This window comes from Micromonospora musae, assembly GCF_003626635.1.
GTDB lineage: Bacteria > Actinomycetota > Actinomycetes > Mycobacteriales > Micromonosporaceae > Micromonospora > Micromonospora musae.
Genome location: NZ_RAZT01000007.1, coordinates 373,945 through 400,266, shown reverse-complemented (window position 1 = coordinate 400,266; position 26,322 = coordinate 373,945). Strand labels below are relative to the sequence as shown.

Annotated in this window: 29 protein-coding genes; 13 read left to right on the top strand and 16 right to left on the bottom strand. The window is 74.3% G+C overall.

Annotated features, from left to right (window positions below; translation table 11 throughout):
- The first annotated feature begins 2 nt into the window (after nt 1-2).
- Nucleotides 3-728 carry a GNAT family N-acetyltransferase gene (locus tag D7044_RS16485; protein WP_120689443.1) on the top strand — a complete coding sequence of 242 codons (726 nt, stop codon included), beginning with the start codon at nt 3-5 and terminating at the stop codon, nt 726-728.
- Here D7044_RS16485 and D7044_RS16480 read toward each other — a convergent pair.
- Nucleotides 697-2,112, bottom strand: a complete 1,416-nt coding sequence (locus tag D7044_RS16480) for a hypothetical protein (RefSeq protein ID WP_120689442.1) — start codon at nt 2,110-2,112, stop codon at nt 697-699. The two genes, D7044_RS16485 and D7044_RS16480, sit on opposite strands and share 32 nt — an antisense overlap.
- Nucleotides 2,109-2,636 (bottom strand): SigE family RNA polymerase sigma factor, encoded by a 528-nt coding sequence (locus D7044_RS16475; RefSeq protein WP_233562872.1) that lies wholly within the window; start codon nt 2,634-2,636, stop codon nt 2,109-2,111. Before D7044_RS16475 ends, D7044_RS16480 begins: the two co-directional genes overlap by 4 nt.
- A gap of 169 nt (nt 2,637-2,805) precedes the next feature.
- Between D7044_RS16475 and D7044_RS16470 the strand changes: the two genes are divergently transcribed.
- Together D7044_RS16470 and D7044_RS16465 are read left to right on the top strand one after the other, a co-directional pair.
- A complete protein-coding gene (locus D7044_RS16470; RefSeq protein WP_233562873.1) occupies nt 2,806-3,384 on the top strand; it encodes an RNA polymerase sigma factor in 579 nt (192 codons plus the stop codon).
- Nucleotides 3,377-4,291 (top strand): CU044_5270 family protein, encoded by a 915-nt coding sequence (locus D7044_RS16465; protein ID WP_147434678.1) that lies wholly within the window; start codon nt 3,377-3,379, stop codon nt 4,289-4,291. The genes D7044_RS16470 and D7044_RS16465 overlap by 8 nt, the downstream gene beginning before the upstream one ends.
- A gap of 113 nt (nt 4,292-4,404) precedes the next feature.
- Here D7044_RS16465 and D7044_RS16460 read toward each other — a convergent pair whose 3' ends face one another.
- The gene (locus tag D7044_RS16460; protein WP_120673498.1) at nt 4,405-4,620 is read right to left on the bottom strand and encodes a hypothetical protein; all 216 of its coding nucleotides are present in this window, start codon (nt 4,618-4,620) and stop codon (nt 4,405-4,407) included.
- Between the two features lie 156 nt (nt 4,621-4,776).
- Between D7044_RS16460 and D7044_RS16455 the strand changes: the two genes are divergently transcribed.
- A complete protein-coding gene (locus D7044_RS16455; RefSeq protein WP_120689440.1) occupies nt 4,777-4,959 on the top strand; it encodes a hypothetical protein in 183 nt (60 codons plus the stop codon).
- Between the two features lie 9 nt (nt 4,960-4,968).
- On the opposite strand, the gene D7044_RS16450 is transcribed toward D7044_RS16455, so the two are convergent.
- Complete coding sequence (locus D7044_RS16450) at nt 4,969-7,137, bottom strand: APC family permease (RefSeq protein ID WP_233565003.1); 2,169 nt, start codon at nt 7,135-7,137, stop codon at nt 4,969-4,971.
- A 165-nt stretch (nt 7,138-7,302) separates the two neighbouring features.
- Complete coding sequence (locus D7044_RS16445) at nt 7,303-8,253, bottom strand: DMT family transporter (RefSeq protein ID WP_120689438.1); 951 nt, start codon at nt 8,251-8,253, stop codon at nt 7,303-7,305.
- Nucleotides 8,254-8,393: 140 nt separating this feature from the next.
- Between D7044_RS16445 and D7044_RS16440 the strand changes: the two genes are divergently transcribed.
- On the top strand, nt 8,394-9,143 hold the full coding sequence (locus tag D7044_RS16440; protein ID WP_120689437.1) for an HAD family hydrolase: 750 nt from the start codon (nt 8,394-8,396) through the stop codon (nt 9,141-9,143).
- Nucleotides 9,144-9,204: 61 nt separating this feature from the next.
- Here D7044_RS16440 and D7044_RS16435 read toward each other — a convergent pair whose 3' ends face one another.
- The gene (locus D7044_RS16435; protein WP_120673503.1) at nt 9,205-9,717 is read right to left on the bottom strand and encodes a hypothetical protein; all 513 of its coding nucleotides are present in this window, start codon (nt 9,715-9,717) and stop codon (nt 9,205-9,207) included.
- A 51-nt stretch (nt 9,718-9,768) separates the two neighbouring features.
- Entirely contained in the window at nt 9,769-10,638 is an 870-nt protein-coding gene (locus D7044_RS16430) for a PhzF family phenazine biosynthesis protein (RefSeq protein WP_120673504.1), read from the bottom strand.
- Nucleotides 10,639-10,671: 33 nt separating this feature from the next.
- On the opposite strand from D7044_RS16430, the gene D7044_RS16425 reads away from it, so the two are divergent.
- The 3 genes from D7044_RS16425 to D7044_RS16415 all read left to right on the top strand — a co-directional run bounded on the left by D7044_RS16425 (nt 10,672) and on the right by D7044_RS16415 (nt 13,918).
- Nucleotides 10,672-11,946 (top strand): magnesium transporter MgtE N-terminal domain-containing protein, encoded by a 1,275-nt coding sequence (locus D7044_RS16425; protein WP_120673948.1) that lies wholly within the window; start codon nt 10,672-10,674, stop codon nt 11,944-11,946.
- A complete protein-coding gene (locus D7044_RS16420; RefSeq protein WP_120673505.1) occupies nt 11,939-12,568 on the top strand; it encodes a DUF1003 domain-containing protein in 630 nt (209 codons plus the stop codon). The genes D7044_RS16425 and D7044_RS16420 overlap by 8 nt, the downstream gene beginning before the upstream one ends.
- Nucleotides 12,569-12,769: 201 nt before the next feature.
- Nucleotides 12,770-13,918 (top strand): P-loop NTPase, encoded by a 1,149-nt coding sequence (locus tag D7044_RS16415; RefSeq protein ID WP_120673506.1) that lies wholly within the window; start codon nt 12,770-12,772, stop codon nt 13,916-13,918.
- Nucleotides 13,919-14,613: 695 nt separating this feature from the next.
- Here D7044_RS16415 and D7044_RS16410 read toward each other — a convergent pair.
- Entirely contained in the window at nt 14,614-15,027 is a 414-nt protein-coding gene (locus D7044_RS16410) for a Sec-independent protein translocase family protein (RefSeq protein ID WP_120673507.1), read from the bottom strand.
- Nucleotides 15,028-15,103: 76 nt separating this feature from the next.
- Nucleotides 15,104-16,423, bottom strand: coding sequence for a S1C family serine protease (locus D7044_RS16405; protein ID WP_199716647.1), 1,320 nt, complete (start codon nt 16,421-16,423; stop codon nt 15,104-15,106).
- 297 nt (nt 16,424-16,720) lie between these two features.
- Here D7044_RS16405 and D7044_RS16400 point away from each other — a divergent pair, with 297 nt between their 5' ends.
- The gene (locus tag D7044_RS16400) at nt 16,721-17,293 is read left to right on the top strand and encodes an O-methyltransferase (RefSeq protein ID WP_120673509.1); all 573 of its coding nucleotides are present in this window, start codon (nt 16,721-16,723) and stop codon (nt 17,291-17,293) included.
- 48 nt (nt 17,294-17,341) lie between these two features.
- Here the strand turns inward: D7044_RS16400 and D7044_RS16395 are convergent, their stop codons facing one another.
- Together D7044_RS16395 and D7044_RS16390 are read right to left on the bottom strand one after the other, a co-directional pair.
- The gene (locus tag D7044_RS16395) at nt 17,342-18,817 is read right to left on the bottom strand and encodes a leucyl aminopeptidase family protein (RefSeq protein ID WP_120689465.1); all 1,476 of its coding nucleotides are present in this window, start codon (nt 18,815-18,817) and stop codon (nt 17,342-17,344) included.
- Between the two features lie 135 nt (nt 18,818-18,952).
- Nucleotides 18,953-19,120: a DUF3117 domain-containing protein gene (locus D7044_RS16390; RefSeq protein WP_007455245.1), complete on the bottom strand. Its 168-nt coding sequence runs from the start codon at nt 19,118-19,120 to the stop codon at nt 18,953-18,955.
- A gap of 189 nt (nt 19,121-19,309) precedes the next feature.
- Between D7044_RS16390 and D7044_RS16385 the strand changes: the two genes are divergently transcribed.
- Both D7044_RS16385 and D7044_RS16380 read left to right on the top strand, forming a co-directional pair.
- A complete protein-coding gene (locus D7044_RS16385) occupies nt 19,310-20,128 on the top strand; it encodes a PaaX family transcriptional regulator (RefSeq protein ID WP_120673511.1) in 819 nt (272 codons plus the stop codon).
- A 4-nt stretch (nt 20,129-20,132) separates the two neighbouring features.
- Nucleotides 20,133-20,924, top strand: coding sequence for an enoyl-CoA hydratase-related protein (locus D7044_RS16380; RefSeq protein WP_120689435.1), 792 nt, complete (start codon nt 20,133-20,135; stop codon nt 20,922-20,924).
- A 28-nt stretch (nt 20,925-20,952) separates the two neighbouring features.
- Here the strand turns inward: D7044_RS16380 and D7044_RS16375 are convergent, their stop codons facing one another.
- The 4 genes from D7044_RS16375 to D7044_RS16360 are packed head-to-tail and all read right to left on the bottom strand — an operon-like array spanning nt 20,953 to nt 23,307.
- Nucleotides 20,953-21,573, bottom strand: a complete 621-nt coding sequence (locus D7044_RS16375) for a hypothetical protein (RefSeq protein WP_120673949.1) — start codon at nt 21,571-21,573, stop codon at nt 20,953-20,955.
- 13 nt (nt 21,574-21,586) lie between these two features.
- Nucleotides 21,587-22,168, bottom strand: a complete 582-nt coding sequence (locus tag D7044_RS16370; RefSeq protein ID WP_120689434.1) for a DNA-3-methyladenine glycosylase I — start codon at nt 22,166-22,168, stop codon at nt 21,587-21,589.
- Between the two features lie 48 nt (nt 22,169-22,216).
- Complete coding sequence (locus D7044_RS16365) at nt 22,217-22,714, bottom strand: SRPBCC family protein (protein WP_120673514.1); 498 nt, start codon at nt 22,712-22,714, stop codon at nt 22,217-22,219.
- Nucleotides 22,711-23,307, bottom strand: coding sequence for a DivIVA domain-containing protein (locus D7044_RS16360; RefSeq protein WP_120673515.1), 597 nt, complete (start codon nt 23,305-23,307; stop codon nt 22,711-22,713). Before D7044_RS16360 ends, D7044_RS16365 begins: the two co-directional genes overlap by 4 nt.
- A 151-nt stretch (nt 23,308-23,458) precedes the next feature.
- Between D7044_RS16360 and folP the strand changes: the two genes are divergently transcribed.
- The gene (gene folP / locus D7044_RS16355; protein WP_120689433.1) at nt 23,459-24,328 is read left to right on the top strand and encodes a dihydropteroate synthase; all 870 of its coding nucleotides are present in this window, start codon (nt 23,459-23,461) and stop codon (nt 24,326-24,328) included.
- An 84-nt stretch (nt 24,329-24,412) separates the two neighbouring features.
- Here folP and ndhC read toward each other — a convergent pair whose 3' ends face one another.
- Nucleotides 24,413-24,790: an NADH-quinone oxidoreductase subunit A gene (gene ndhC, locus D7044_RS16350; RefSeq protein WP_120673517.1), complete on the bottom strand. Its 378-nt coding sequence runs from the start codon at nt 24,788-24,790 to the stop codon at nt 24,413-24,415.
- 130 nt (nt 24,791-24,920) lie between these two features.
- Between ndhC and D7044_RS16345 the strand changes: the two genes are divergently transcribed.
- Complete coding sequence (locus D7044_RS16345; RefSeq protein WP_120689432.1) at nt 24,921-26,306, top strand: hypothetical protein; 1,386 nt, start codon at nt 24,921-24,923, stop codon at nt 26,304-26,306.
- Nucleotides 26,307-26,322 lie beyond the last annotated feature (16 nt).

Here is a 26,322-nt window from a genome sequence, read left to right as displayed (position 1 = left end):
CCATGACGACGGGGAACGACACCACCACCGGGCCGATCCTGCACGTTGCCGGCGAGGACGCCGAGCTGACCGAGCGCATCGACCGGGAGCTGACCGCCTTCAACAACGCCGCCACCGGCGCCGACGACGAGGCGGGGCTCTCCGTCCGGGTCACCGACGCCGACGGCGAGCTGATCGCCGGCCTGACCGGCTGGACCTGGGGCGGGCGGGCCGGCGTCAACACCGTGTGGGTCCGGGCGGACCGGCGGCGCGACGGATGGGGTGGCCGGCTGCTGCGGGCGGCCGAGGAGGAGGCCCGGCGGCGGGGCTGCACCGAGATCTCCGTGTCGTCCTTCTCCTTCCAGGCGCCGGACTTCTACCGGCTGCACGGCTACACCGACACCGGCATCCGGGACGGCATCCCCGGCGGCCACGTCGACCACCACTTCTGGAAGTCGCTGGTCGCCGACCCGGCCGGCACGGTGCGGCTGGTCGCGCTGGTCGAACTCTCCGACGTCGAAGCCGGGCAGCGGTACGAGGACGCGGTGCTCGCCCTGCTCGGTCGGCACGGCGGGCGGCTGGAGCGGCGGCTGCGCGCCGACGACGGCCGCGAGGAGGTGCACGTCATCCGTTTCACCGCGCCGGAGGGTCTGGAGAGCTTCCTGGCCGACCCGGAGCGGCTCGCGCTGCGGACCGCGCTCGGCGACTCCGCGCCGGTCACCCGGGTGCTCCCGGTCCACGACGTGTGACCGCCCGCCGTGGGCGTACCCCGGTGCGCCGGCCGCGCCAGTGGCGGAGCAGGGCGAGCAGTGGAACGGCCAGCACCGCCGCGCCGAGCAGCCAGAGCGCGACGAGCCAGAACGGCGGCGGGCCGTAGTCGGGGCGGCCGGACGGGCGTACGTCGCCGTCGACCGCGAGGTCGGCGGCGACCGCCAGCTCGGTGATCCCGGCCGGGGTGCGCAGCAGCACCTCGGGGGCGGGCGCACCCCGGCGGAGCAGCACCAGTTCGACAGCTTCGGTGCCCAGCTCGTGGTAGGGGCCCCAGGCGATGTCGTGCTCCTCCGGCCGGTCCACCGCCTCCGGGCCGGGTACGCCCACCAGCGCCACCGCCTCGTCCGCCGAGCGCCAGCCGAGCACCTGCACGTACGAGCGGGAACGCAGCTCGGGAAAGGCGGCGGCGGGCTGCGCCACCGCGTCGGTGACGGCGCGGGTCGCCAGCCGCCAGGTGCGCGGGTACGACGGCATCGGGCAGTCGGTGCACGTCGACCGCTCCAGGACGGCCAGCGACCGCCCGTCCGGCAGCCACGACCCGGGCCCGGCGAGCCGGCCGCCGGCCAGCGGCAGTCTCCGGTACGGCTCGGCGCTGCGATCGGCACCCGCGTCGGCGACCCGGGTCAGCCACACCTCGTCCCTGACCTGGAGGGCCAGCTCAGCGCCGTCGGGTGAGAGGGCGGCCGTGCGCCCCGGCGGGATCCAGGCGCTGCCCACCCGGACCCGCAGCACCTCGGCCCGGCTGCTGCGGTCGTAGACCCCGACGTACGGGGTGGCGTAGGTGTTCGGCGGGGTGAACGTGTCGTCGGCGGCGTAGACGAGCCGGGTTCCGTCCGGCGCGAAGGCGAGCGGTTGGCCGATCGGCGCGCCCGGAACGGTGCTGCCGGTGGTCAGGTCGTACAGCCTTCCCCGCTCCCACGCGTACCGGCCGTCCGGGGAGAGCAGCGCCTCGAACCCGGGCACGTTGGTGCCGGCGTCCAGCACCCGGTACCGGTCCGCGTCGGCGGCCAGCACCCCCATCCGGTTCTCGAACCAGTCGGTGCGCACCGCCGGGCCGCCGAAGAGCAGCGCCGCCGCGCCCGGCGCCGATTCCCGCACCGACGCCGTGCGCAGCGGTGGAACGACCAGCCGGGTGGGGAGCCCCGGCTCGTCCACCCGGGGGGTCGCGGGTGCCGGCAGGGCGACCGGGCGCAGCGCGTACCCGGTGCCGGCCAGCAGGACCAGGACGACGACGACGGCGGCCACGACCGTCCGGCGACGACGGTGCCGGGTCCGCGCCGCGTCGAAGAGCTCCTCCGGTACGGAGGTGGCGGGCACCTCGTCGGCCAGGTGACGCAGCGCCTGGGTGAGCCGGGTGGTCATCGCGACACCTCCTCGGGGGCCCGGCCGACCAGTTCGGCGAGTTCGGGGGCGAGGACGCGCAGCCGGGCGAGCGCGTGCCGGGTCTGGCTCTTGACCGTGCCGAGCCGGCAGCCGAGCAGCACGGCGGTCTCCGACTCGGAGCGGTCCTCGTAGTACCGCAGCACCAGCACGGCGCGTTGCCGGGCGGTCAGCCGGCCGAGCGCCGCCCGCAGGGTCAGCCGCAGGTCCGGGTCCTCGACCGGTCCGGTCGTACGCTCCGGCACCGCCCCGCCGAGCTGCTCGGGTGGGCGGACCCGCCGCCATCGCCACCAGCTCGCCGCCTGGGTGCAGAGCGTCCGGCGCACGTACGCGGCCGGGTCGTCGACCCGTTCCCAGTGCACCGCGACCCGGGCCAGGGCCGTCTGGACCAGGTCCTCGGCGTGGTGCCGGTCGCCGGTGAGCAGGTACGCGAACCTGGTCAGCGCGGCGTTCTCGGCCCGCACGAAGTCGGCGAAGCCGGCCCGGGCTCGCTCCTCAGTCGTCAACTCGCCCTCCTCACCCGGACAGACGCCGGGCGAGCGCGCTGTGGAGGGAACCGTATCGAAGATCCGTCGTGAACCCTCCGTGGCCGTTCTGCTGATAACCGGGTGAACCCTCAGCGCCCACGAAAGGTCGCGTATGCATCGGACAGGGCAAGGCGGGATCGTCGTCGACATGGAGGACGACTCGACAGTCATCGAGAGGTCGGCGCGGGATCCGGACTGCTTCGCCGTCATCTTCGACCGGCACGCCTCCCACATCCATCGGTATCTGGCCCGCCGGCTGGGCCGGGAGACGGCCGACGACCTGGTGGCGGAGACGTTCCTAACCGCGTTCCGCAAACGGGGGCAGTACGACCCTCAGCGACCCGACGCCCGGCCGTGGTTGTACGGGATCGCGACCAACCTCGTCGGTCAACACCGGCGGGCCGAGCTGCGCGAGTACCGCCTCCGGCAGGCCCTCGCCGCGGATCGGGGCGAGGACTTCCCCGCCGACCGGATCGACGCCGACGTGACGGCCCGGTCGCTTCGCCGGTTGCTGACCGGGGCGTTGGCCGAGCTCTCCCCCGGCGATCGGGATGTCCTGCTCCTGATCGCGTGGGAGGAGCTGACCTACGAGCAGGTGGCGGCGGCCCTGACGATCCCGGTCGGCACCGTCCGCTCCCGACTGAACCGGGCCCGTCGCAAGGTCCGCCGGGCGCTGGGCGAAACCGACCCCAGCACGACTTTCGAGGAGAGGCTCAGCAATGGATGACCTGCGAATGGTCCGGGAGTTGAGCGGGAACGCCCCGCTCCTCAAGACCGATGATCTCGCGCCAGCCCGTGGTCGGCTCCTCGCCGGGATGGGCGCGGAGCAGCACGGCGGCGAACCCGCGGCGCGTCCGGTACGGCGTACCCGACGGGTGCGGCGTCTCCTGCTGGCCGGCTGGGCGACGGCCGGCGTCGCGGCAGCGGTCGCCGCGGTGCTCGTGCTCGCCCCCGACCGGATCGGTGGTCAGGTCCCGGCCGCCCACGCGGAGGCGGCGCAGGTCCTGCACGGCGCGGCGGCGGCAGCGCTCCGGCTCCCGGACGTCGAGCCCCGACGCGACCAGTTCATCTACACGAAGACCCGCTCCGGCAACTCGACTGACGAGTCCTGGCTGTCGGTGGACGGTACGCACGACGGGCTGCTCCGGCAGACGCCCGCCACCGACGTCGAGAACATGCCCCTGCCGGGCTGCCGCGACGGGCGGGCGGCCGTGACGAGGGGTGGCCGGATGGATCCACGGCAGACCGAGCCGTGCACGCCGAGCCCGGCCTACCTGCCCGACCTGCCGACCGACCCGGACGCGATGCTCGACCACCTCAACGCGAACTACCGGGGCGAGCCGGGTGATTCGAACGCCCTGGGCAAGGACGTGCACGACCTCCTCGCGTCGAAGTACCTCCGCCCCCAGGTGCGGGCCGCGCTCTTCGAGGCGGCCGCGCGGATCCCCGGACTCACGGTCGTACCGGACGTCGCAGACGGTGCGGGGCGGCCCGGCATCGGGATCGCCTGGTCGTACGAGGGAAGATCCGGTGCGCTCGTCTTCGACGAGACGAGCCACACCTTCCTCGGCACGGTCGGCACGTCGGCAGTGCTGGAGGTCGCCGTCGTGGACGAGGTGGGCCAGCGCCCCTGACGGCGTGCGCGACGGACGCCTGATCGGTATCCCGGTTGAACGGGTGCGCCTCCGCTGCGGCGCACCCGGTCAGCTACGGCCCGGACCTGATGGTCCGGGCCGTAGTTCTGCGTTCAGGGCTGCTCGTCGGAGCCTGTTCCCCGCGCCTGGTACGGGCGGTACTCGGCGATCCACGCTTCCACCGCTGCGCGGTCCCAGACGCGCACCTTGCCGCTCGCCACCGTGTCGACGGGGGCCGGGAAGCTGGCGCGGTTCGTGATCTCGGTGGTCCTGGTGCGCGACACACCACCGAGCATTTCGGCGATATCGGAGAGCGCCACGAGTCTCACGCCCTGACCGTATGTACGTGCAACCTGCACACGTTGCCACTTGCAAGCTTGACAGTGCTAACGTTGCAAGTGAGGCTGGAGCGGCTACATCCGGTGAGCGGTCCGGCTGCCTGAACGGGGTTCGGTGGCCGGGCCTGCCCGTCTTGCGGAGGTCCGATGATCGAGCGGGAGCTGTCCCGGGCACAGTGGCTGCCGCTGCTGGCCAAGGGGATCATCCGGGAGCATCACGCCCACGGTGCGTGCCGGCGGTGCGGCGACGACGGGTGCGCGAACCTGACGTGGGCGCGCGACGTGCTCAAGGTGCTCCACCGGGCCGGCAACCGGCCGGACCGGTACTGACCGGATCGCCTACTCGGCGAGGTGCACGGGCAGGCTCGTCACCACCACGCCGGGCAGGGCGCGCAGGGCACGGCGCAGGCGATGCTCCGCCCGGCTGTGCAGCAGCCGGTGCCACGGCCGCCGCACCACCACCTCGGGCACGACGACGGTGAGCAGGACGTCGGGGCGGGAGATGCGCAGCGCCTCCAGGTAGTGGGCGAGCGGCCCGATCGCCGTCCGGTACGGCGACACGATCGTCTCCAGCCGCACGTGGTCACCCCACGCCTCCCACTGCTCCCGGAAGCGGTCCGCCTCGGGATCCTCGGGGGCGATGTGCACGGCCAGGGTCGGCTGGCGCAGCGACGCCGCGTACGCCAGTGCCCGCAGCGACGCGCGGTTCAGCCGCGCGACCGGCACCACCACCAGGTGTTGTACCTGCTGCGGAAGCTCCTGTGCCTCGGCCGGCGCACCCGGTTCGGCCGCACCGGGCAGCGGCGCGACCGCGGCGGGCGGTGCGGGACGCCGGCCGTCCGGCGGCGCGTGCAGCGCCAGCGACCGGTGCAGCCGCCGGTAGTGCCGGTGGATGGCGAGCGAGGTGAGCACCAGCAGCGGCACGGCGACGACCACCAAGAAGGCGCCCTCGGTGAACTTGGTGATCGCGGCCGTCACCAGCACCACGCCGGAGAGCACGGCGCCGAGCAGGTTGATCGCCGCCCGCCGACGCCACCCCCGGCTCCGCCGCCGACGCCAGTGCACCACCATGCCGGCCTGGGACAGGGTGAAGGCGAGGAAGACGCCGACCGCGTAGAGCGGGATGAGCCCCTCGGTACGGCCGCGGAACGCGAGGAAGACCGCGCCGGCTGTGACCGCGAGGGCGACCAGGCCGTTGCTGAACGCCAGCCGGTCCCCCATGTGCAGAAACCGGCGGGGTGCGTGCCCGGCCCGGGCCATGAAGAAGAGCAGCCGGGGAAATCCGTTGAACGCGGTGTTCGCGGCCAGCAGCAGGATCAGCGCCGTGGCCGCCTGCACCAGCGCGTACCAGGGGCCGGTGGGGAACGTCGCCCGGGCGAGCTGGGACAGCAGGGTGTTCTCCGGGGTCGGCACCAGCCCGTTCAAATGGATCAGCACGGTGAGCCCGACGAAGAGCGCCACCAGCATCCCGATCATCCAGCTGAGCGTCGTGCGGGCGTTTCGCCACTCGGGTGGGCGGAAGACCGGGACGGCGTTCGACACCGCCTCGATGCCCGTCATCGACACCGCACCCGACGCGAAGGCGCGCAGCACCAGCAGCAGCCCCAGCCCCTCGGCGGCCGGCACCGCCGGCGGCGGGACCGGTTCGAAACCCCGGGCGCCGGCCCGCAGGTAGCCGACCAGGAGCACCGCGAGCAGCGCGAACACGAAGGCGTACGTGGGCCATACGAAGAGGTTCCCGGCGGCGCGTACGCCACGCAGGTTGCCCGCGAGCAGCACGGCGATCGTCAACAGCCCGAGCGGCACGGTGTACCGGGCCAGCCCGGGCAGCGCCGAGGTGACCGCATGCACCCCGGCCGCCACCGACACCGCCACGGTCAGCACGTAGTCGACCATCAGACCGGCCGCGGCGAGCAGTCCCGGCCGGACACCGAGGTTCTCCCGGGCCACCACGTACGAGCCTGCGCCGTGCGGGTAGGCGACCACCGTCTGCCGGTAGGAGAGGCCCACGGCGACCATGAGCACGGCCAGTACGGCGGCGAGCGGCAGCGACAGACCGAGCGCCGTGCTGCCGGCGAGCACCAGCACGGCCAGCATCGCCTCCGGCCCGTACGCCACCGAGCTGAGCAGGTCGGAGGAGAGCACCGGGAGGGCGACCAGCTTGCGCATCCGCTCGTAGAAGACCGCCGCGCTGGTCAGCGGCGGGCCGAACAGCGCCCGACGGCAGCGGAACAGCGCCTGACCCGCCCGGGTCGACGGGGCGTTCGCCGGCTCGGTCGCCACCAGTTCGCCCGGCTCGCCCGCCCGGAACATGGCGATCGGCGCGAGCCGCCCGAACCGGCCGGGGGCCGGCTCGGCCCGGGTCCGTTCGAGCGTCGGATCCAGCGGCAGCCGGTTCGGGGCGGGCGGAGGTCCGTCCGAGGGGACCTGCCATTGCTCACCGATGCTGCGCAACGCGCCCAGCTCCGCCCGGTCCAGCGGTGGAAACTCGGCCGAGGGCGTGACCACCGTCGCCGGCGCCCCCTCGCCCTCACCTCCACCCCCGTTCCCCCGCCCCCGCATACCCCGCCTTCCCGCTCCCCGCCGCGCTTCTCCTTCCCGCACTTTCACGGAAAGTGGGCGCTCCGGCGGCGGAATGGCGACTCTTTCGGAGAAAGTGCGCCCGCCCCGCCGTCAGCGGCGGTCGTCGGCGGGGGCGGTGAGGGGGGTGGCGTCGGGAGGGAGGGCGGCGGGGATGGGGGTGGGGGTGGCGCGGCGGGCCGCTCGGGCGCCGCCGAGCACCACCACGACCACGCCGGCCAGCAGCAGCGCCAACCCGGGCAGGGCGAGCGTCCGGGGCAGCTGACCGAGCCACACCCAGCCGAGCAGGGCGGCACCCGGCGCCTCCAGCAGGATCAGCACACTCACCGTGGTGGCGGAGACCCGCCGCAGCGCGTAGTTGAACATCGAGTGCCCCAGCAGCTGGGCACCGGCCACCAGGGCGAGGATGGCCAGCCAGGTGCGGCCGTCGAACCCGGTCACCGGCACCCCGCCGACCAGGCAGACGACCAGCAGGATCAACGAGCACACCCCGTAGCAGACGGTCGTGTACGTGGTGGTGCTGATGCTGACCCGGGCCCGTTCGCCGAAGGCGGTGTAGATCGCCGCGAACAGCCCACCGGCGACCGCGAGCAGGTCACCGGCGAACGCCCGGCCGGAGGCGGAGAAGTCCGCGCCGGTGGCGAGCACCGCGCCGGAGACCGCGACCCCGATGCCCGCCCACACCACCGGCGGCAACCGCCGCCCCTGGCCACGGGCGATCAGCCCCTGCCACACCGGCTGGGTGGCCCCCAGGGCGGTCGCCGCGGCGACCGAGGTGAGCTGGGCGCTCGGCATCCAGGTCGCGAAGTGGGCGGCGAGCGCGACACCGGAGAGCACGCAGTAGAGGCCCTCCCGCCGGCCGGCGCCGACGGTGAGCGAACGCAGCTCCGCGCGGCGCCGGGTCGCCGAGAACGGGCCCAGCAACGCGACCGAGAAGAGGTTTCGCCAGAACGCGACTGCCAGGGCGGGGGCGGCCGCGAAGGCGATGAGGGGTGCGGACGACGAGACGGCGACCACGGCGAGCGCGAGCGCCCCGACGGTCATCGGGTCGCGCGGCGGGCGGTGTTGAGCTGGGGACACGGGGAGCAATCCTCACACGACCCGATCGACCACGTACCGTCAGCGCTCCGCTACTATCACGCGGTCCGCGCCGGCGACCCCCTCACGCCCGGAGGCGCTCCCTCATGCCCAGGTTCCAGGCGGTGCTCTTCGACTTCTTCGGCACGCTCACCCGTTCCGTCCAGCGCGGCGTGGGCCACCAGGGCACCGCGCGACTGCTCGGCTGCCCGCCCGACACCTTCACGGCGGTACTGGACCGGACGTTCTACCAGCGGGCCAGCGGCCAGCTCGGCAACGCCGAGGCGACCCTGCGTTGGGTCTGCGCGCAGGCCGGCGTACACCCGTCGGACGGCGCCGTGCGCGCGGCGGTGGCGTCCCGGCACCTGGCGGTACGCGCGGACACCCGGCTCCGGCCCGACGCGGTGCCGACGCTGGCCAGGCTGCGCCAGCTCGGGCTCCGCACCGGTGTGATCAGTGACTGCACCCACGAGCTGCCGGCCTTCCTGCCGGACCTGGCGATCGCCCCGCTGCTCGACGTGCGGATCTTCTCGGTGCAGGTGGGGCGCTGCAAACCGGATCCGGAGCTCTACCTGGCGGCGTGCCGCCGGCTCGGGCTCGCCCCGCACCAGTGCCTCTACGTCGGCGACGGGGGCAGCCAGGAGCTCACCGGCGCGGAGCGAGCCGGGTTGACCGCGGCCCGGCTGGCCGCGCCGGACCTCGCCGAGCACATGGTCTTCAACGCCGATCTCGGCTGGCGCGGCCCGCTGCTCGGCTCGCTCGCCGAGGTGCTCACCATGGTCGACCCCGGGACCGACCAGGCGGAGTCGCCGACGGCCCGGTACGCGGCCACCGCTGCCGGCCAGCCCACCGGATGACCGCCCCGCCGGTCGCCGTCGGCGACCGGTGGGACCGCCCCGGTGGACGGTCGGCGACCGGTCAGCGGCGGCGGACCCGGTGCAGCCGGAACGGCTTGCGGGTGGCTCGGGCGGCGGGGGTGTCCCGGGGCGGCTCGGCGAGCGAGCCGGTGGGCAGCGCCTCCCCGGAGACGGTGTCGCCGGCCGGCGTGAGCCGCGTCAGCGCGCAGCCCTCGTCCGCCCAGCGCTGGATCAGCTCGGCGGTGGATCCGGAGGCGTTCAGCCGTTTCGCCGCGACCAGCGGTGCTACGGTCTCCCACTCCTCGCTGCCCGGCAGCAGCCGGTCGACGCGGGCCGACCAGGTGACGACCCGACCGCCGTGGTCGCCCCGCATGGTGACCTGCGCCGCGGTCGCCTCGGCGAGCCCCGGTGCCGCCTGCTCGCCGGGACCGCTGACGACGAGCAGCGCGCCCTCCAGGGGAGCGCACCAGAGCCCCCGGGCCGGCTCGTCGGCGACGGTCACCCAGGCCACCGCAGCCTTCTTGATCACCTCGTCGACCAGGGGCGTGCCGCGCCGCCCGTCCTCGTCCGTCACAGTGGCATCCTCTCCCACCCGACCCGCGCCGGCATCGGCCTACGTACCGATTCAGCCGACGAACGGCGGCACCATGATCTCGCCCCGGGCCACCGGGACGACCTGGCCCGCCACCGTGGTCCCCACCGCCGCGCCGTTCGCCGCGGTGACCGTGCAGGCGAGCGAGGAGGGGCGGTTGATCTCGATGCCCTGCCGGACGGTGTAGCTGGAGCGGCCGTCGCCGGGGAGCAGACCGCTGGCCACCAGCCACACCCCGAGGCCCAGCGCCGCCGACCCGGTCGCCGGGTCCTCCGGAACACCCATGCCGGGCACGAAAACCCGGCTGTGCGCGGTTTGGCTCGCCGCGTCCCAGGAGAAGACGCTCACATGATCCACACCGACCCGCTGCGCCGCCGCCGGGTTCACCCGGGCGCGGGCCACCGCGTCAGGATGGACCGGCAGGTACGGGAACTCCAGCCCGCACCCGGCGACCCGGGGCGCCGGACCGGCGTGGTCGGCCACGGTGAGACCCGCGATCTCCAGCAGCGGCTCCGGGTCCAGCTCGGGGCCGAGGGTCGGTACGCCACCGGTGAGCGTCGCCCCGGTCTCGGTGACGTCGATCGGCATGATGCCGGCCGTGCACTCCTGCGCGACCTGCCCCACGCCGAACACGCCCCGCCGGGCCGCCACCACGGCCGCCCCGACACTCGGATGGCCGGCGAACGGCAGCTCGTCCGTCGGGGTGAAGATGCGGGCCCGGTAGGTGGCGCCGGCCTGTGTGGGCGGCAGCACGAAGACCGTCTCGGAGAGGTTGAACTCCAGCGCGAGCGCCTGCATCTGCTCGGTGGCCAGGGCTTCGGCACCGAACACCACGGCGAGCGGGTTACCGGCGAAGGGGCGGTCGGTGAAGACGTCCACGATCTCGTAGGACAAGGTCGACATGCTGGTAAACCCTAGGCGCTTAGGCTGGTGGCCGTGACATCGCCGACCCGCATCTACCTCGCCCGGCTGGCCGGAGTCGCCGTCTTCGATCCGAACGGCGACCTGGTCGGGCGGGTACGCGACGCGGTGGCCCGGCTCCGGCTGACCCAGCGGCCGGAGATCGTCGGTCTGGTCGCCGAGATGCCGATGCGCCGGCGGATCTTCCTCTCCATCAACCGGATCACCTCGATCGACGCGGAAGCCGTCGTGCTCGGCACCGGCACGCTCAACCTGCGTCGCTTCGAGAAGCGACCGAACGAGCTGCTGGTGCTCCAGGAGCTGCTGGACCGCCGGGTGCAGCTCGACCCGGGTGGCCAGGCCGGCGCGGTGGTGGACGTGGCGATGGAGTGCAGCCGGGGCGGCGAGTGGGCCCTCACCCGGGTGGCCGTACGCGAGCAGACCGGCCGGCTCACCCGCCGCGGTCACCTGCACCAGGTCGAGTGGGAACGGGTACGCGGGCTGACCGGCATCGCCGACGCCCGGGGTACGGCGAACCTGCTCGCCGTGCTGGAGGACATGCGCCCGGCCGACCTGGCGAACGTGTTGCAGGACCTGCCCGACGCGCGGCGCAACGAGGTCGCCGCCGCCCTCGACGACGAGCGGCTGGCCGACGTGCTCAGCGAGCTGCCCGAGCACGACCAGGTGGAGATCCTCGCCGCGCTGGACCGGGAGCGGGCCGCCGACGTGCTGGAGGAGATGGATCCGGACGACGCCGCCGACCTGCTCAACGAGCTGCCCCCGCCGGAGCAGGACGTGCTGCTCGACCTGATGCAGCCCGACGAGGCCGACCCGGTACGGCAGCTGCTCAAGTACAGCCCCGGCACCGCGGGCAGCATGATGACCTCCGAGCCGGTCATCATGCCGCCGGACGCCACCGTGGCGGAGGCGCTGGCGCGGATCCGTGAGCCCCAACTCTCGCCCGCGGTGGCGGCACAGGTCTTCGTGGCCCGCGCCCCGATGACCACGCCCACCGGGCGCTACCTGGGCATGGTGCACTTCCAGCGGCTGCTCCGCGAACCGCCGGCCGACCTGCTCGGCGGGGTGGTGGTCAACGACATCGACCCGTTGCAGGCGGCCACCCCGCTGCCCGAGATAACCCGCCGGATGGCCACGTACGACCTGGTCGCCATGCCGGTCATCGACCAGAACAGTCGGCTCGTCGGCGCGGTGACCGTCGACGACGTGCTCGACCACTCGCTCCCGCGGGACTGGCGGGACCGGGACGCGATGACGGCCCCGACCGAGACGCCGGAAGGTATCGATGGCTGAGCAGCGGCGGGCGGGCCGGCTCGATCAGCCGCGTGAGCCACGGGGCGTGAAGCTGCCCCGCTTCGACCCGGAGGCCTTCGGCCGCTGGTCGGAGGGGATCGCGCGGAGCATGGGCACCGCGAACTTCATCGTCTACATGACGTTGGTGATCGGGATCTGGTTCGGCTGGAACACGCTGGCCCCGCCCAGCGTCCAGTTCGACCCGTACACCTTCACCTTCCTCACGCTCGTGCTGTCGCTGCAGGCCAGCTACGCGGCTCCGCTCATCCTGCTGGCGCAGAACCGGCAGGCGGACCGGGACCGGGTCGCCCTGGAGGAGGACCGGCGGCGGGCCACCGCGCAGAAGGCGGACACCGAGTACCTGGCCCGGGAGATCGCCGCGCTGAGGATCGCGCTGGGCGAGGTGGCCACCCGGGACTTCGTCCGCACCGAACTGGCCCGGCTGGCCGAGGAGTTGGACGAGGCGAACCAGCGCCGGCAGCGGCTCGACCGGCGTCAACCGGGGAAACCGATCCGCCCGGCGGGCAGCGACGGGCTGGCGGAGCCCCGGGACGAGTTGGACGGCGACTTCGCGCCGGACCGTCGCGAGGGCTCGGCGACCCGGCACGATTCGAACGGGTGACGCGGCCCGAGCGGTGCCGCCCCCGGACGCTTGAACGCCGCGCGCCTCAAGGGGCCAGGCGAGCGGCGTTCCGCCTCGATCGTCCCACTTCGCCGGGTGGCCGTCCAGCCCCCGGCCGGGTGGCCGGTGGGGCCCATCGATTCGCTCACACCGCCCCCCGCTGACGCGGACACGGATCACTGCCGACGTAGCATTGCGGGCATGTCAGCACCCGCCAGCACCGTCGAGGACGCGATCCAGGCCGCCCTGGCCACGGTCAACGACCCGGAGATCCGCCGGCCCATCACCGAACTCGACATGGTCCGGTCCGCGGTGGTCGGTCCGGACGGCGTGGTTCGGGTCGAGCTGCTGCTCACCGTCGCCGGTTGCCCGCTCAAGGACAAGCTGCGCGCGGACATCACGGCCGCGGTCGCCGCGGTGCCCGGCGTGACGGGTGTGGAGATCGAGTTCGGGGTGATGAGCCCCGAGCAGCGCCAGTCGCTGCAGGCGAAGCTGCGCGGCGGCGCCGCCAGCGCCGAGCCGGTGATCCCGTTCGCCCAGCCCGGTTCCCGCACCCGGGTCTACGCGGTGGCCAGTGGCAAGGGCGGTGTCGGCAAGTCCAGCGTCACGGTCAACCTGGCGGCGGCGCTGGCCGCGCGGGGGCTCGCCGTCGGCGTCGTCGACGCGGACATCTACGGTCACTCGGTGCCCCGGATGCTCGGCGCGGACGGCCGCCCGACCCGGGTGGAAGACATGATCATGCCGCCGCAGGCGCACGGCGTGAAGGTGATCTCGATCGGCATGTTCACCGCCGGCAACGCGGCAGTGGTGTGGCGCGGCCCGATGCTGCACCGGGCGTTGCAGCAGTTCCTCGCGGACGTCTACTGGGGCGACCTCGACGTGCTCCTGCTCGACCTGCCGCCGGGCACCGGCGACGTGGCCATCTCGCTGGCCCAGCTGCTGCCCAACTCGGAGATCCTCGTGGTGACCACCCCGCAGGCCGCCGCCGCCGAGGTGGCCGAGCGGGCCGGCGCGATCGCGCTGCAGACCCACCAGCGGGTGGTCGGTGTGATCGAGAACATGTCCTGGCTGGAGCTGCCCGACGGCTCCCGGATGGAGATCTTCGGTGCCGGCGGCGGGCAGACCGTCGCCGAGTCGCTGAGCCGGACCATCGGTGCCCAGGTGCCGCTGCTCGGTCAGATCCCGCTCGACACCCGGGTCCGCGAGGCCGGCGACGCGGGCGACCCGATCGTGCTGGCCGCGCCCGAGTCGCCCGCCGCGGCGGCGCTGGGCCAGGTGGCCGACCGGCTCGCCGTCCGGCGTGAGTCGCTGCTGGGCAAGCCGCTCGGCCTCAAGCCCGCCGGCCGCTGACAACTGCGCCCGCACGGGCGGCACGCCACAACCCCGGGCCGTGAGCCGCCGCAGCGCTTGGCGGCGGCCGCTGCCCCGGCAAGCCGGGAGCCTCGGGTGCCGCCCGCTCGCCGACGAGTCCGTCCAGGTGCGCGCCGGGCGCCTCGGATGCCGCCCGCTCGCCGACGAGTCCGTCCAGGTGCACGCCCGGAGCCTCGGGCGCCGTTCGCTCGCCGACGAGTCCGTCCAGGTGCGCGCCCGGAGCCTCGGGCGCCGTTCGCTCGCCGACGATTACGTCCAGGCGCGCGCCAGGGCCCTCGGACGCCTCTCACCCGCCGGCGAGTACGTCCAGGTGCACGCCCGGAGCCTCGGATGCCGCTCCCTCGCCGACGAATACGTCCAGGTGCACGCCTTTGGAGCTGATGTCGTAGCCGATTCACGGCGGGTCGCCGCTGCCCAACGGCGGGCGGCCCGACCACGCGGGCGGTTACGCCACCCGGGGCCCTGCGTCGCAACGGTCGCGTGATGGCGTGGACGACTCAGCTCCAAAGGGCGCGAACCCCGAGCATCAGCCTCCGCAGGCAGCTACGGCCGCGGCGCATCCCGACCGGGCTGACAGCCACCTGGCGCTGCCCCACCGGGACTCCCGGGCCGCGCCGCCCAGGCCGGCCGGGCCGAGCGGGCCGGGCCGAGCGGTGCGGGCCGAGCGGGTGGGGTCAGGTGGCGTCGTCGTAGCTGGCGCGCTGCGCCGGAGCGGGAGTGTTGCCGGTGGCCGTGGAGGTACGACCCCGCGGGTCCGCGGCGTCGGCCACGTCCTTCAGCTCGTCGCGGACACCCGTGACGTCCGCACGCAGGTTGTCGTAGACGCCCTGCAGCGGCTTCCGGATCGCCTGCTCGTCCTCCTCGCTGAGCAGGTGCTTGCGGATGAACGCCTTCGGGTGCAGATCCTCGAGCTGGATGTCGGTGCCGAGCTCCTTGCTCAGGTCGGTGGTGGCGCTACGCGCCATGTTGCGCAGGTTGCGCACCATCCGCAGCCCGTCGTTGATGACCGTGGGCAGCCGGTCACCGAAGATCAGCAGCGCCAGGAGCAGCAGCGCACCGATCTCCCACCAGTTCAGGTTGTCGAGCATCCTGCGGGTCCCCTCTCGGCGTCAGGAGCAAGACTACGCACGACGGGGGCGGGCCGGGGAGGGGGTGAGCCAGTGTTCACTTTGCGTCCGCAGCCAACGTCACCGAGGCGTTCTGCCTGCTCGACCCGCGGCGGTACTCGACCGTGACCACCGATCCGGGGGCGAACTTGCGGACCAGTGCGATCAGATCGCTCGGCTCGGTCATCGGCCGTCCGTTCAGCCGTAGGACCACGTCGCCGGCCCGTAGCCCCGCCGCCTCGGCCGGGCCGGACGGCTCGACCGACTCGAGGCGTACGCCGCCGCCGGGAACCGCCGCGTTCGGGCCGCCCACCTGCGCGCCGATCACCGTACGGCGGGCCTTGCCGGTGCCGATGATGTCCTGCGTCACCCGCTTCGCCTGGTTGATCGGGATGGCGAAGGCGAGGCCGATGTTGCCCGCCTCCTGCCCCTCCGACACCAGTGACTTGATCGTGGAGTTCACCCCGATCACCCGACCCGCCGAGTCGACGAGCGGGCCGCCGGAGTTGCCGTGGTTGACCGCGGCGTCGGTCTGGATGGCCGCGTAGTAGCGGACCGGCCCGCCCGGCTCCCCGGCCTGCATCGTCCGGTCCAGGGCGCTCACGATGCCGGCGGTGACCGTGTTCGTCAGGGAGAGCGGCGAACCGATGGCCAGCACCGGATCACCCACCGCCAGCGCGTCGGAGTCGCCGAACTCCACCGCCCGCAGGCCGGAACGCTCCACCTTCATGACGGCGATGTCCGACTCCGGATCCTGGCCGACCAGCTTCGCCGGGGCGGAGGTGCCGTCGTTGAAGATCACCGAGGCGCGGCCGGTGCCGCCGGCCACCACGTGGTCGTTGGTGATCACGTGCCCGTCGGCGCTCGCGATGAAGCCGGAGCCCTCGCTCGTCCCGCCGAGGCTGCTCATCCGGATGGTCACGACGCTGGGCAGCACCCGTTCGGCGACCGCGGCGAGGGATTCCGGCCGGCGCTGGGCCAGTGCGGGCGCCTGCCCCGGTTCGGCGCCGAGCACCGTGCCGCCCGCGACCCCGCCACGCACCGCCAGCGCGTAGCCGAGAGCGCCGCCGAGCGCACCCGCGAGCAGCGCGGTGACCAGCGGGATGAGAAGCAGCTGGCGCAGCCTCGGCCGACCGGGCGCATCCGGATCGCTGACCGGTTCGGGCTCCGTACCGGCGTTGTTCGCCAGCGGGACGACCACCGCCGCCGGCGCCGCCGGGTCCCGCCACGGGTCGGCGAGCGCGTCGGACCACCAGGGCGACGCGGGGTGTCCCGGCGTCGCGGCCGGCGGGCCGCCCGCCACCGGCGGTGCCGCCGACGCCGGAGCATCACCGGGCCGGCGCCAGTCCCAGCCGTCGGTCACGTTGGTGCCTCCCAGTCCGTCCCCCGGGCCCCGCGTCTCGCGACCAAGACAAGCGCGTCCGGGCCGCGGCTGACGGGACACCGCTTCCAGGATTGCACGGATGTCCGGGTTGGGGTCAGCGGTTGTCGTCGTGATCGCGTGAGCGGGACGCGCGGCTGCGCGTACGGAGGGCCCGCTCTAGGCTCATAGCCGCGAACCCACCCCTCGCACCACTTCGCCGCCCGGAGGTGCCCCATCGCCACGGTCGCCGGTTCCGGCAGTTCGACGAACCCGGCCCTGCACTTCGCCGAGTCGTACGTCACCGAGGACCTCGTGCTCCGCACCGCCCGCAGCCTGGCCCACGAGGTGGGTCTCGATGCGGTGACCCCCGGCGCGGGTGCCGCGCTGCGCCTGCTCGCCGCCGCCGGCAACGCCCGCGCGGTCGTCGAGATCGGCACCGGCACCGGAGTGAGCGGAGTCTGGCTGCTGCGCGGGATGCGCGCGGACGGCGTGCTCACCACCATCGACGTCGAGGTCGAGCATCAACGGATCGCCCGGCGGATCTTCACGGAGGCGGGCTTCGCGGCCGGCCGTACCCGGATCATCACCGGCCGCGCCTTCGACGTGCTGCCGCGGCTCGCGGACGGCGCGTACGACCTGCTCTTCGTCGACGCCGAGGTGACCGGCTTCCACGCCTGCGTGGACGCGGCGCTGCGCCTGCTGCGCCCGGGCGGCGTCCTCGTGCTCAACGGGGTGCTCGCCGGCGGCCGGATCTGGGACCCGGCCGCCCGGGACGCGGAGACGGTGACGGTCCGGGAGACGATCAAGGCGATCCGGGAGTCGGAGCACTGGATCCCGGCCCTGCTGCCGGCCGGGCACGGGCTGCTCGCCGCCGTCAAGTGCTGACCGCCCCGGCGGGCCGTCGGTCCGCCGGGACGGGACGCCACCCGCCGGTCAGTCGAGCGTCGCCAGCCAGCGCAGCAGCGACCGTACGCCCCAACCGGTCGCGCCCTTGGTCAGCTCCGCGTCGTCGGAGTCCGCCCAGGACGGCGCCGACATGTCGACGTGCACCCAGCGGTCACGCAGGTCGTCGGTGAACTCGCGCAGGTAGAGCGCGGCGAGCACCGATCCGGCCCCCTGCGCCGGCGCGCTGAACAGGTCCGCCACCTCGCTGCCCAGGTACTCGACGTACTCCGACGGCAGCGGCATCCGCCAGGCCTGCTCCCCGGACGCGTCCACGGCGGCGAGGAAGCCGGCGGCCAGCTCGTCGTTCTCGCTGTAGAGGGCGGCCGTGCGCTTGCCCAGCGCCACCGCGTTCGCGCCGGTCAGCGTGGCCAGGTCGACCAGCACGTCGGGCTTGAGTTCGCGCACCGCGTAGCTGATCGCGTCGGCGAGGACGAGCCGCCCCTCGGCGTCGGAGTTGGTGGTCTCGCTGGTCACCCCGCCGTAGTGGCGCACGACGTCGCCGGGGCGGAACGCGGAGCCGCTCACCGCGTTCTCGGCGAGCGGGGCCAGCGTGGTGACCCGGACGGGCAGGCGCAGCGCGGCCGCGCCGAGTGTGGCGGCGACCACAGCGGCGGCCCCGCCCATGTCCTTGCGCATCAGCTTCATCGCCGGCACGGGCTTGATCGAGATGCCGCCGGTGTCGAAGGTGATGCCCTTGCCGACCAGCACCACGTGGGTACGCGCGCCCGCCGGGTGCCAGTCCAGCTCGACCAGGCGCGGGGTGCTCGCCGAGCCGCCACCGACGGCGAGGATGCCGCCGAAGCCCTCGGCCGCCAGCTCGGCCGGGCCGCGTACCCGCAGGTGCAGGTCCGGCGTGCCGTCGGCCCGCTCCGCGATCTGACCGGCGAACCACTCGGGGTTCTTCACCGAGGAGGGCATGTTGGTGAGGTCGCGGGCCAGCCGGGTCACCCGGGCCGTGGTGCGGGCGGTCTCGACCGTCGCCAGATGGTCGTCCGGATCGGCGACCACGAGGTCCACTCCGGCCAGCGCGGGCGCCTCACCGGCGTCGGTCAGCCGGAACCGGTAGGAGGCGAGCAGCAGCCCCTCGTAGAGCCCCCGCACCGCGTCCGGGGAGGCGTCGGCCGGCAGCACCACGGTGGCGTGCTGCTCGCCGGCGACCGTCCGGGCGATCGCCGCGCCGGCCCGCCGCCAGCCCGCCTCGTCTCCGTCACCCACCCCGACCAGGACCAGCACGCCGGGGGCGCGCCCCGGGCGGAGCTGGGTCCGGATCTCGCCGGCCCGACCGGTGAGGCGCGCGGCCCCTACCAGTGCGGCGGCCTCGTCGGCGACGCCGTCGGGCAGCGTGGCCGTGGTCAGGACCGGAACGGCCGGGGCGTCGCCGCCCTCCGCGTCCGCGGCCGGTCGAACGGGCAGGACGAGTGTGTCGAGCCGGTCGGGCTCGGCGAACAGACGGATGGCGAGCACGCGGAACCGTACCTCCAGGAAATTGCTCGATGCGGGGCGTTCCGCACCGGTGAAGCCCTGAGCCACCGGCCGGGCCGGTGGCTCAGGGTATGACGAACCGTCGGGACGGCTGGCGCCGCCCAGATCGTTTCTCGATCAGCCGGCGGCCGCCTTCAGCGCGTCACCGAGCGCGTTGGCCTCGTCTGGAGTCATCTCGACGACGAGCCGGCCACCGCCTTCCAGCGGGACCCGCATGACGATGCCCCGGCCCTCCTTGGTGACTTCCAGCGGACCGTCGCCCGTCCGCGGCTTCATCGCCGCCATGTTGTCTCCCCTCAGACCTACACCAGGGTCGGTGGGTTGCCCCACAGCCACTTCCTCACGACCACCGCGATCATCGCGGGGGCGTCGACCAACGATTTTCCCTGATGAACACCGCCGGACCCAAACCGAAGCAGCATTGATGTAACAGCATCTAGCTTATCTTGAGAAGGCCTGTCACAATGTGCGGTCATGCAGGCACGGTCGGCACTCTTCGACCTGTACGGCGACCACCTCCGGGCGAGGGGTGGCCGGGCACCGGTGGCCGCCCTGGTCAAGCTGCTGGCACCGCTGGGCATCGCCCCGCCGGCCGTCCGCACCGCGGTCTCCCGGATGGTCCGCCAGGGCTGGCTCGACCCGCTCAAACTGTCGTCCGGGCCGGGTTATTCGATCACCCCGAAGGCGGCCCGGCGACTCGACGAGGCGGCCGCGCGGATCTACCGGACGGGGCGGATCGGCTGGGATGGCCGGTTCGACCTGCTCGTGCTGGAGGCGCCGAACCCGCGCCGGGAACGCCAACGGCTCGCCGCGAACCTGACCTTCCTCGGCTACGGGACGCTCGACGAGTGCACCTGGGTGGCGACCCGCCCGGGCGAGGACGTGGACATCCTGCTCAGCGAGGCGGGGGTGCGCTACGAGCGGTTCACCGCCACGCACGCGGCCGGCACCCCGGGCGCGATGGCCGTGGTCCGCCGCGCCTGGGACCTCACCGAGATCGGTCGGGCGTACGAGCGGTTCGTGGCCGAGCAGCGACCCGTGATCGCGAAGGTGACCGTCCGCAGCGGCGACGAGGAGGCGTACGCCGCCCGGTTCCGGCTGGTGCACGCGTGGCGTACCTTCCTGTTCCGGGACCCGCAGCTGCCCCCCGCGCTGCTTCCGGAGCGCTGGCCCGGCGCCGCCGCGGCCAGCTTCTTCGACCGGCACGCCGCCCGGCTGCGCCCCGCCGCCGACCGGTACGTGGAGAGATGCCTCGACGCCGGCAACCGCATCGCCCGACAGAAGGGTCGTTAGACAAGTGACCGAGCCGCTGCTCGTCGACCGGACCGACGCCGTCGTCACGCTGACGCTGAACCGCCCCAAGGCGATGAACGCGTTCGACGTGGCGCTGAAGGAGGCGCTCCGGGAGGTCCTCGCCGAACTGGAGACCGACCGCACCTGCCGGGCCGTGGTGCTCGCCGGGGCGGGCGGCTCGTTCAGCGCCGGGCAGGACCTGCGCGAGCACGTGGCCACCCTGGAAGCCGCCGGTGGGGATCCGCTCTCCACCGTCGGGGCGCACTACAACCCGATCGCTGCCCGGCTTGCCAACCTGCCGAAGCCGGTGGTCGCGGCGGTGCGCGGAATGGCCGCCGGGGCCGGCGCCTCGCTGGCCTTCCTGGCCGACATCCGGGTCGGCGGCCCCAGCACCAGCTTCCTGATGGCGTTCGCGAAGGTCGGGCTCGCCGCCGACACCGGCGCCTCGTGGACGCTGCCCCGGCTGGTGGGCCACGCCAAGGCGATCGAGCTGCTGATGCTCGCCGAGCCGGTACGCGCCGAGGAGGCCTGCCGGCTCGGGCTGCTCAACCGCCTGGTCGACGACGACGAGCAGGTGCTGCCTGCGGCGCAGGAACTGGCCGCACGGCTGGCCGCCGGGCCGACGGTCGCGTACGGCGCGATCAAGCGGCAGCTCTCCATCGCCGACGCCGGCACCCTCGCCGACGCGCTCGCGGCCGAGGCTCAGGCGCAGAGCATCTGCGGCGGCACCGCCGACCACCGGGCGGCCACCATGGCCTTCGTCGCCAAGGAACGGCCGGTCTTCGAGGGGCGCTGAGCGGGCGACAGACGGGTCACGACCGGACTCAGTCGTCCTCCTCCGGGTCCTGGTTGGCCTCGGCCCCGAGCACGAACGCCTGCATGGCGAGCTCGTCTCCGGCGGGCGAGACGAAGGCGGGCAGCTCCCGGGGGCCCAACTCCTGCACGTACGCCCAGAAGAGGCGGGCCGCCTCGGCCGGCGAGTCGGCCTCGATCGGCAGGTCGAGGCTGACCAGCCAGGTGCGCCGGGGCGGCGGCGGGCCGAGCCGCTCGGCCAGCGCCCGGTGGACCGCCGGGTCGAGCGGGGTGACCGGCCCGACGGGAGCGAGCTGACCGGCCGGCAGCGGCTCGTCGAAGACCCGCCGGGTGTACGTCACCACCAGCGCCGCCTCGCGGTCGGACTGCGGGTCCTCCGGGTCGTCGGGGCGGACGCCGCTGGGCGGGGCGACGCGGCCGAGCGCCACCACCCGCACCGGGTCGTCGATCAGCACCAGCACGTCGTCGCCGGGGCGGGCGCGCACGGCCTCGTCCAGGCCGGTCAGTTCGAGGGTGTCGTGGTGCACCAGACGTTCGGCGTCGTAGCGGCCGGCGGGCAGCAGGACGGCCCAGGCGCCGGCGCTCGACGCGCGGCTCGTCCCGTCCGCCCGGTGCGCGATGTCGGTCGTCATGCCCACCATCCCATCACGCCGTGCCGGTCGGCTCGACGTGGCAGCCGTCGAGATGGTCGTCGACCATCCCGGTGGCCTGCATCAGCGCGTACGCCGTGGTCGGGCCGACGAACCGGAAGCCGCGCTTCTTGAGCGCCTTGGCCATCGCGGTCGACTCGGCCGTGATCGCCGGCACCTCGGCGAAGGAGGCCGGCCGGGCCCGTCGGGGGGCCGGGGCGAACGACCAGAGCAGCGCGGAGATCCCCTCCGGCAGCTCCGCCGCCGCCCGCGCGTTCGCGATCGCGGCCTCGATCTTGGCGCGGTTGCGGACGATGCCGGCGTCGGCCAGCAGCCGGGTCACCTCGGCGTCGCCGTAGCCGGCCACGGTCGGGATCCGGAACTCGTCGAAGGCCAGCCGGAAGGCGGGGCGCTTGCGCAGGATGGTCAGCCAGGAGAGCCCGGACTGGAACGCCTCGAGCGTCATCCGCTCGTAGAGCGCGTCGTCGCCGTGCAGCGGCTGCCCCCACTCGGTGTCGTGGTAGGCGGCGTAGTCGGGGGTGCTCGCTCCCCAGGCGCAGCGCGGTAGCCCGTCGGCGCCGATCACCAGGTCAGTCACGCGCCCACGCTAGGCCACGATACCGACAGCCCGGCACTTCCGGCCGCCTCAGGGCAGCCGGCCCTGCTCGACCAGGCGACCGAACCGCCGCAGCGCCCGGGTCAGCCCGAGCTTGGAGCCGGGCCAGACCACCGGCCAGGCGACCCGACCGGCCGCGCCGCCGGGCAGGTGGAACCATTCGTGCCAGACGACCTGCGTCCGGTCCCGGGCCAACGGGGTGCAGCGCAGCACGCCGGGACCGCGCAGCAGCGGGCCGCAGTGCACCACCCCGATCTCGTACGGCTCGTCGACCCGGACCACCCGCATCTCGTCGCGGAGCTCGGCCGGGCCGAGGGCGGTCAGCGCCTCGACGAGGCTGCCCTCGCGGCCGTCGCCCTCGACCACCCGGACCCGGGTGAACGGGATCCAGTCGGACTGCCGCTCCCAGGCGAGCAGCGCCGCGAAGACCCGTTCCGCCGGGGCGTCGACGATGACCGTCGCGGTCACCTCGCCGGCGCCCGGCTGGGCCGCCTCGGGCAGGTCCTCCCCGCGCTGCTCTGCGGTCACACCGGCTCCGAGCGCACCACCGGACCGGGCCCGCCGGCGCCGTCGGCCGGCTTGCTCCGGGCGGGTGCCGGGTCGTCCGAGTCGGCGCGGGCGGGGCCGAGGAAGCTGGTCCCGCCGGAGGCGACGCCGTTCGTGGCGACGAAGGGCTCGGCCGCGCTGACCGCCACGTCCGCCGAGCCGCCCGGACGGTCGTCGCCGGAGACGGCCACGATCCCGGTGGCGGCCGACCCGCCGAGGGCGGACTGTTCGCGCGCCCGCCGTAGGGCCTCCGCGTCCGCCGTCCGACCCTCCCGCAACGCGGCGACCTCCGCTTCCAGCACACCTATCAACTCGGACTTGTAGCCGAGGTCGTAGGCGGCGCGACGCAACGCCCGATCGACCTGGGCCATCTGGTACCCACGCAGCACGGTGTCGAACCGGATCTCCTCGACGTCCGTTTCCCGCAGCGGGCGGTCGCCCGGCAGCGGCACGGCACGGCCGTCCGGTTCGGCCGGCACCAGACCCGGATCACGACCGGTGACCAGCACCGCCACCCCGAACACCACCGCCGCGACGGTCAACGCCACGACCAGCATGAGCAGAACCTGACCCATGCACAGATCGTGGCATGCCGAGCGGGCCGGAGCGAGCCCGCCACCGACGCCGGGCCGACGGACCGTGCGAACGCCGCGCGGGCGGACCGGTTAGCGTCGGGACCGGCCGGTGCGGGGAGCGCCCGCGGGGCTCGGGGTGAGGGAGGCGGCAATGGCCGGGGAGCTGCGGCTCGGTGGGCGGAGGTTCGCCGCCGGAGAGCTGGTGGTGATGGCGATCGTCAACCGCACACCGGACTCGTTCTTCGACCGGGGGGCGACGTTCGAGGCGGAGAGCGCGCTGCGGGCGGTGGAGCGGGCGGTGACCGAGGGCGCGGAGATCATCGACATCGGCGGGGTGAAGGCCGGCCCGGGTGACGAGGTGGACGTGACCGAGGAGATCCGCCGCACGGTCGGCACCATCGCCGCCGTCCGCGCCGCCTTCCCGGACGTGGTGATCTCCATCGACACGTGGCGGGCGGAGGTCGCCGTGGAGGCGGTCGCCGCCGGGGCCGACCTGCTCAACGACACCTGGTCGGGCGCGGACCCCGCGCTGGCCCGGGTCGCCGCGGAGACCGGCGCCGGGCTCGTCTGCTCGCACGCCGGTGGGCTGGCACCGCGTACCCGCCCGCACCGGGCGGCCTTCGACGACGTCGTGGGCGACGTGGTCACCACGGTGACCGGGCTCGCGGAGCGCGCGGTCGGGTTGGGGGTACGCCCCGACGGGATCCTCATCGACCCGGCGCACGACTTCGGCAAGAACACCCGGCACTCGCTGGAGATCACCCGTCGGCTCGACGAGCTGACCGCTACCGGCTGGCCGCTGCTGGTCGCGCTCTCCAACAAGGACTTCGTCGGGGAGACGCTGGACCTGCCGGTCGGCGAGCGGCTGGAGGGCACCCTCGCCGCGACCGCCGTCTCCGCCTGGCTGGGCGCGCGGGTGTTCCGGGCCCATCAGGTGCGGCCCACCCGTCGGGTGCTCGACATGGTCGCCTCGATCCGTGGCGACCGCCCGCCGGTGGCGACCCGGCGCGGCCTCGCCTGAGCCGCCCGGCACTCGGCGCTCGTCGCCCGGCGACCCGCGAACACCGGTTCACCCGCGACAGCGACCGGTCAATCGGTCGCGCGCTCAGGTCCAGCGCAGGATGTTGCGGCGCCAGGCGTAGAGGATGCCGAGCGCCAGCACCGCCACGAAGATCGCCATCTCGACGACCGTGACCAGGCCGAACCCCGGCCGGTCGAAGACGACGGCCCAGGGGAAGAGGAACACCGCCTCGACGGCGAAGAGCACGTAGAGGTACGCGTACACGTAGTAGCGGATCTGCATCTGCGCCCAGTCGCCGCCGACCGGATCGATCCCGCACTCGTAGCTCGCCCGCTTACCGGCCGGCTCGGCGGGACGCGCCGGGCGCAGCACCCGGTTGGCGGCGAACGCCGCCACGAAGAAGAGCGCGCCGACGAGCAGCAGGAGCCCGAGCGTCGCGTACGAGCCCAGGTAACCGTCCACGGTCGGCAGCCTACCGCCCGGCTCATTGACCGGTACCGGACACGTTACGGATTTGTTTCCGGGTGGGACTGGTGCCGTCGGGCAACCATGCCGACGATGAGACCCCTGATCCGTCGTCACCGGAGGACCGATGGCCAGCGTGGACGTACCACCCGGACGCCGGGGCCGGCGAGCCCTGCCCGCGCTCGGCATGTCCGTCGTGCTCTGCGCGTTCGCCGCGCTCGCCGTCCTGCCGCTCCCGGCCGCTCCCACCGGTCCGGCGACCCGCCCGATCGCGGTGCTCACCGACCCCGAAGAGCAGGGCGGCGAGACGCCGACGGCGGAGCCGACCGCCACCGACCCCGGGCCCACCACCGCGCCACCGACCATCGACCCGCCGCAGGAGACCGGGCCGCCGCCCACGACCGACCCGCCGCTGCCGACCACCACCGCGCCGCAGACGGTGGCGCCCACCACGGCCGCGCCGACCTCGGGCGCCCCCACGAAGCCGTCGAGGCCCTCCGTGCAGCCGTCGGCGCCGCAGAGCGCCCCCGCAGCGCACCCGCTCGGAGTCCGGATCGAGACCGGTGACGTCACGCTGACCGCCGGGTACTGGAACGCGCGCAGCACGGTCACCACGCTGCAGGTGACCGTCACCAACACGGGGAGCGCGACCGCCCGGGTCGGCCTGTCGTACCGGCTGCCCACCGGGTTGACCGACGCCGGCACGGCCGGCTGCGCGCCGGCCGCCGGCGGCGGGTACCGCTGCGGGGATTGGACGGCCCCGGCGGGCGCCCGGTTCAGCAGCCTGATCCGGGTCCGGGTCGCCGGCGACGCGTGGCGGCGGATGCCGTTGGGCGGTTCGGTGGCGGTCACCGCCGCCGCGCCGGGAGTGGCGGGGAGGGTCGGCGACGACGAGGGTTTCGCGGTGCTCTTCCCGCCGGGACCCCCGGCGGCGGGCATCGCCCTCGACACCGACGAGGTCACCTTCGACATCAGCGGGACCGCCGCTGACCTGGCCGTACGGCTCACCAACACCGGCTCGGTGGACGCCGCCGGCCGGATCGACGTGCTGTTGCCCGCCGGGGTGAGCGTGCCGGCGCCGCCCGCCGGCTGCGTACCGCTTGAGGAGACCCGGACCCGGTGCGACCTGGGGACGGTCCGCGCCGGGCACCGCGTGGAGCTGCGCCTGCCGGTGGCGGCGACGCCGGCCGCCCAGCGGGACGCGCCGCTGGCGGGCGCGGTGATCGCCCGGCTCGCGCCCTCCGGCGGGGGCACCCGGCAGGTGCAGATGAGCTTCCGGATCAGCGCCGCGGTGGCGCTGGCCACCCCGGTGGCCGCTCCCGCGCCGACGGGCTCGCAGGGCGTCCTGGGCGTCGGCGCAGGGCTGCCGGACGCACCGACCGGCAGCCCGGAGCGACGCCTCGCGATCGTCCTCGTGGTGGTCTCGACGCTGCTCGTCGCGCTGGCGCTCGGGCTGGTCGTCACGTCGCTGCGCCGACGGCTGCCCGGAGCGGCGTCGGCGGGGCGGGAGTGACGTCGCGGTCCGATCG

Excerpts from the sequence above, each read along its gene's own strand:
- D7044_RS16485 (WP_120689443.1), top strand. The coding sequence starts at position 3 with ATGACGACGGGGAACGACACCACCACCGGGCCGATCCTGCACGTTGCC.
- D7044_RS16480 (WP_120689442.1), bottom strand. The coding sequence starts at position 2,112 with ATGACCACCCGGCTCACCCAGGCGCTGCGTCACCTGGCCGACGAGGTG.
- D7044_RS16470 (WP_233562873.1), top strand. The coding sequence starts at position 2,806 with ATGGAGGACGACTCGACAGTCATCGAGAGGTCGGCGCGGGATCCGGAC.
- D7044_RS16465 (WP_147434678.1), top strand. The coding sequence starts at position 3,377 with ATGGATGACCTGCGAATGGTCCGGGAGTTGAGCGGGAACGCCCCGCTC.
- D7044_RS16455 (WP_120689440.1), top strand. The coding sequence starts at position 4,777 with ATGATCGAGCGGGAGCTGTCCCGGGCACAGTGGCTGCCGCTGCTGGCC.
- D7044_RS16445 (WP_120689438.1), bottom strand. The coding sequence starts at position 8,253 with ATGACCGTCGGGGCGCTCGCGCTCGCCGTGGTCGCCGTCTCGTCGTCC.
- D7044_RS16440 (WP_120689437.1), top strand. The coding sequence starts at position 8,394 with ATGCCCAGGTTCCAGGCGGTGCTCTTCGACTTCTTCGGCACGCTCACC.
- D7044_RS16430 (WP_120673504.1), bottom strand. The coding sequence starts at position 10,638 with ATGTCGACCTTGTCCTACGAGATCGTGGACGTCTTCACCGACCGCCCC.
- D7044_RS16420 (WP_120673505.1), top strand. The coding sequence starts at position 11,939 with ATGGCTGAGCAGCGGCGGGCGGGCCGGCTCGATCAGCCGCGTGAGCCA.
- D7044_RS16415 (WP_120673506.1), top strand. The coding sequence starts at position 12,770 with ATGTCAGCACCCGCCAGCACCGTCGAGGACGCGATCCAGGCCGCCCTG.
- D7044_RS16410 (WP_120673507.1), bottom strand. The coding sequence starts at position 15,027 with ATGCTCGACAACCTGAACTGGTGGGAGATCGGTGCGCTGCTGCTCCTG.
- D7044_RS16390 (WP_007455245.1), bottom strand. The coding sequence starts at position 19,120 with ATGGCGGCGATGAAGCCGCGGACGGGCGACGGTCCGCTGGAAGTCACC.
- D7044_RS16385 (WP_120673511.1), top strand. The coding sequence starts at position 19,310 with ATGCAGGCACGGTCGGCACTCTTCGACCTGTACGGCGACCACCTCCGG.
- D7044_RS16375 (WP_120673949.1), bottom strand. The coding sequence starts at position 21,573 with ATGACGACCGACATCGCGCACCGGGCGGACGGGACGAGCCGCGCGTCG.
- D7044_RS16360 (WP_120673515.1), bottom strand. The coding sequence starts at position 23,307 with ATGGGTCAGGTTCTGCTCATGCTGGTCGTGGCGTTGACCGTCGCGGCG.
- folP (WP_120689433.1), top strand. The coding sequence starts at position 23,459 with ATGGCCGGGGAGCTGCGGCTCGGTGGGCGGAGGTTCGCCGCCGGAGAG.
- D7044_RS16345 (WP_120689432.1), top strand. The coding sequence starts at position 24,921 with ATGGCCAGCGTGGACGTACCACCCGGACGCCGGGGCCGGCGAGCCCTG.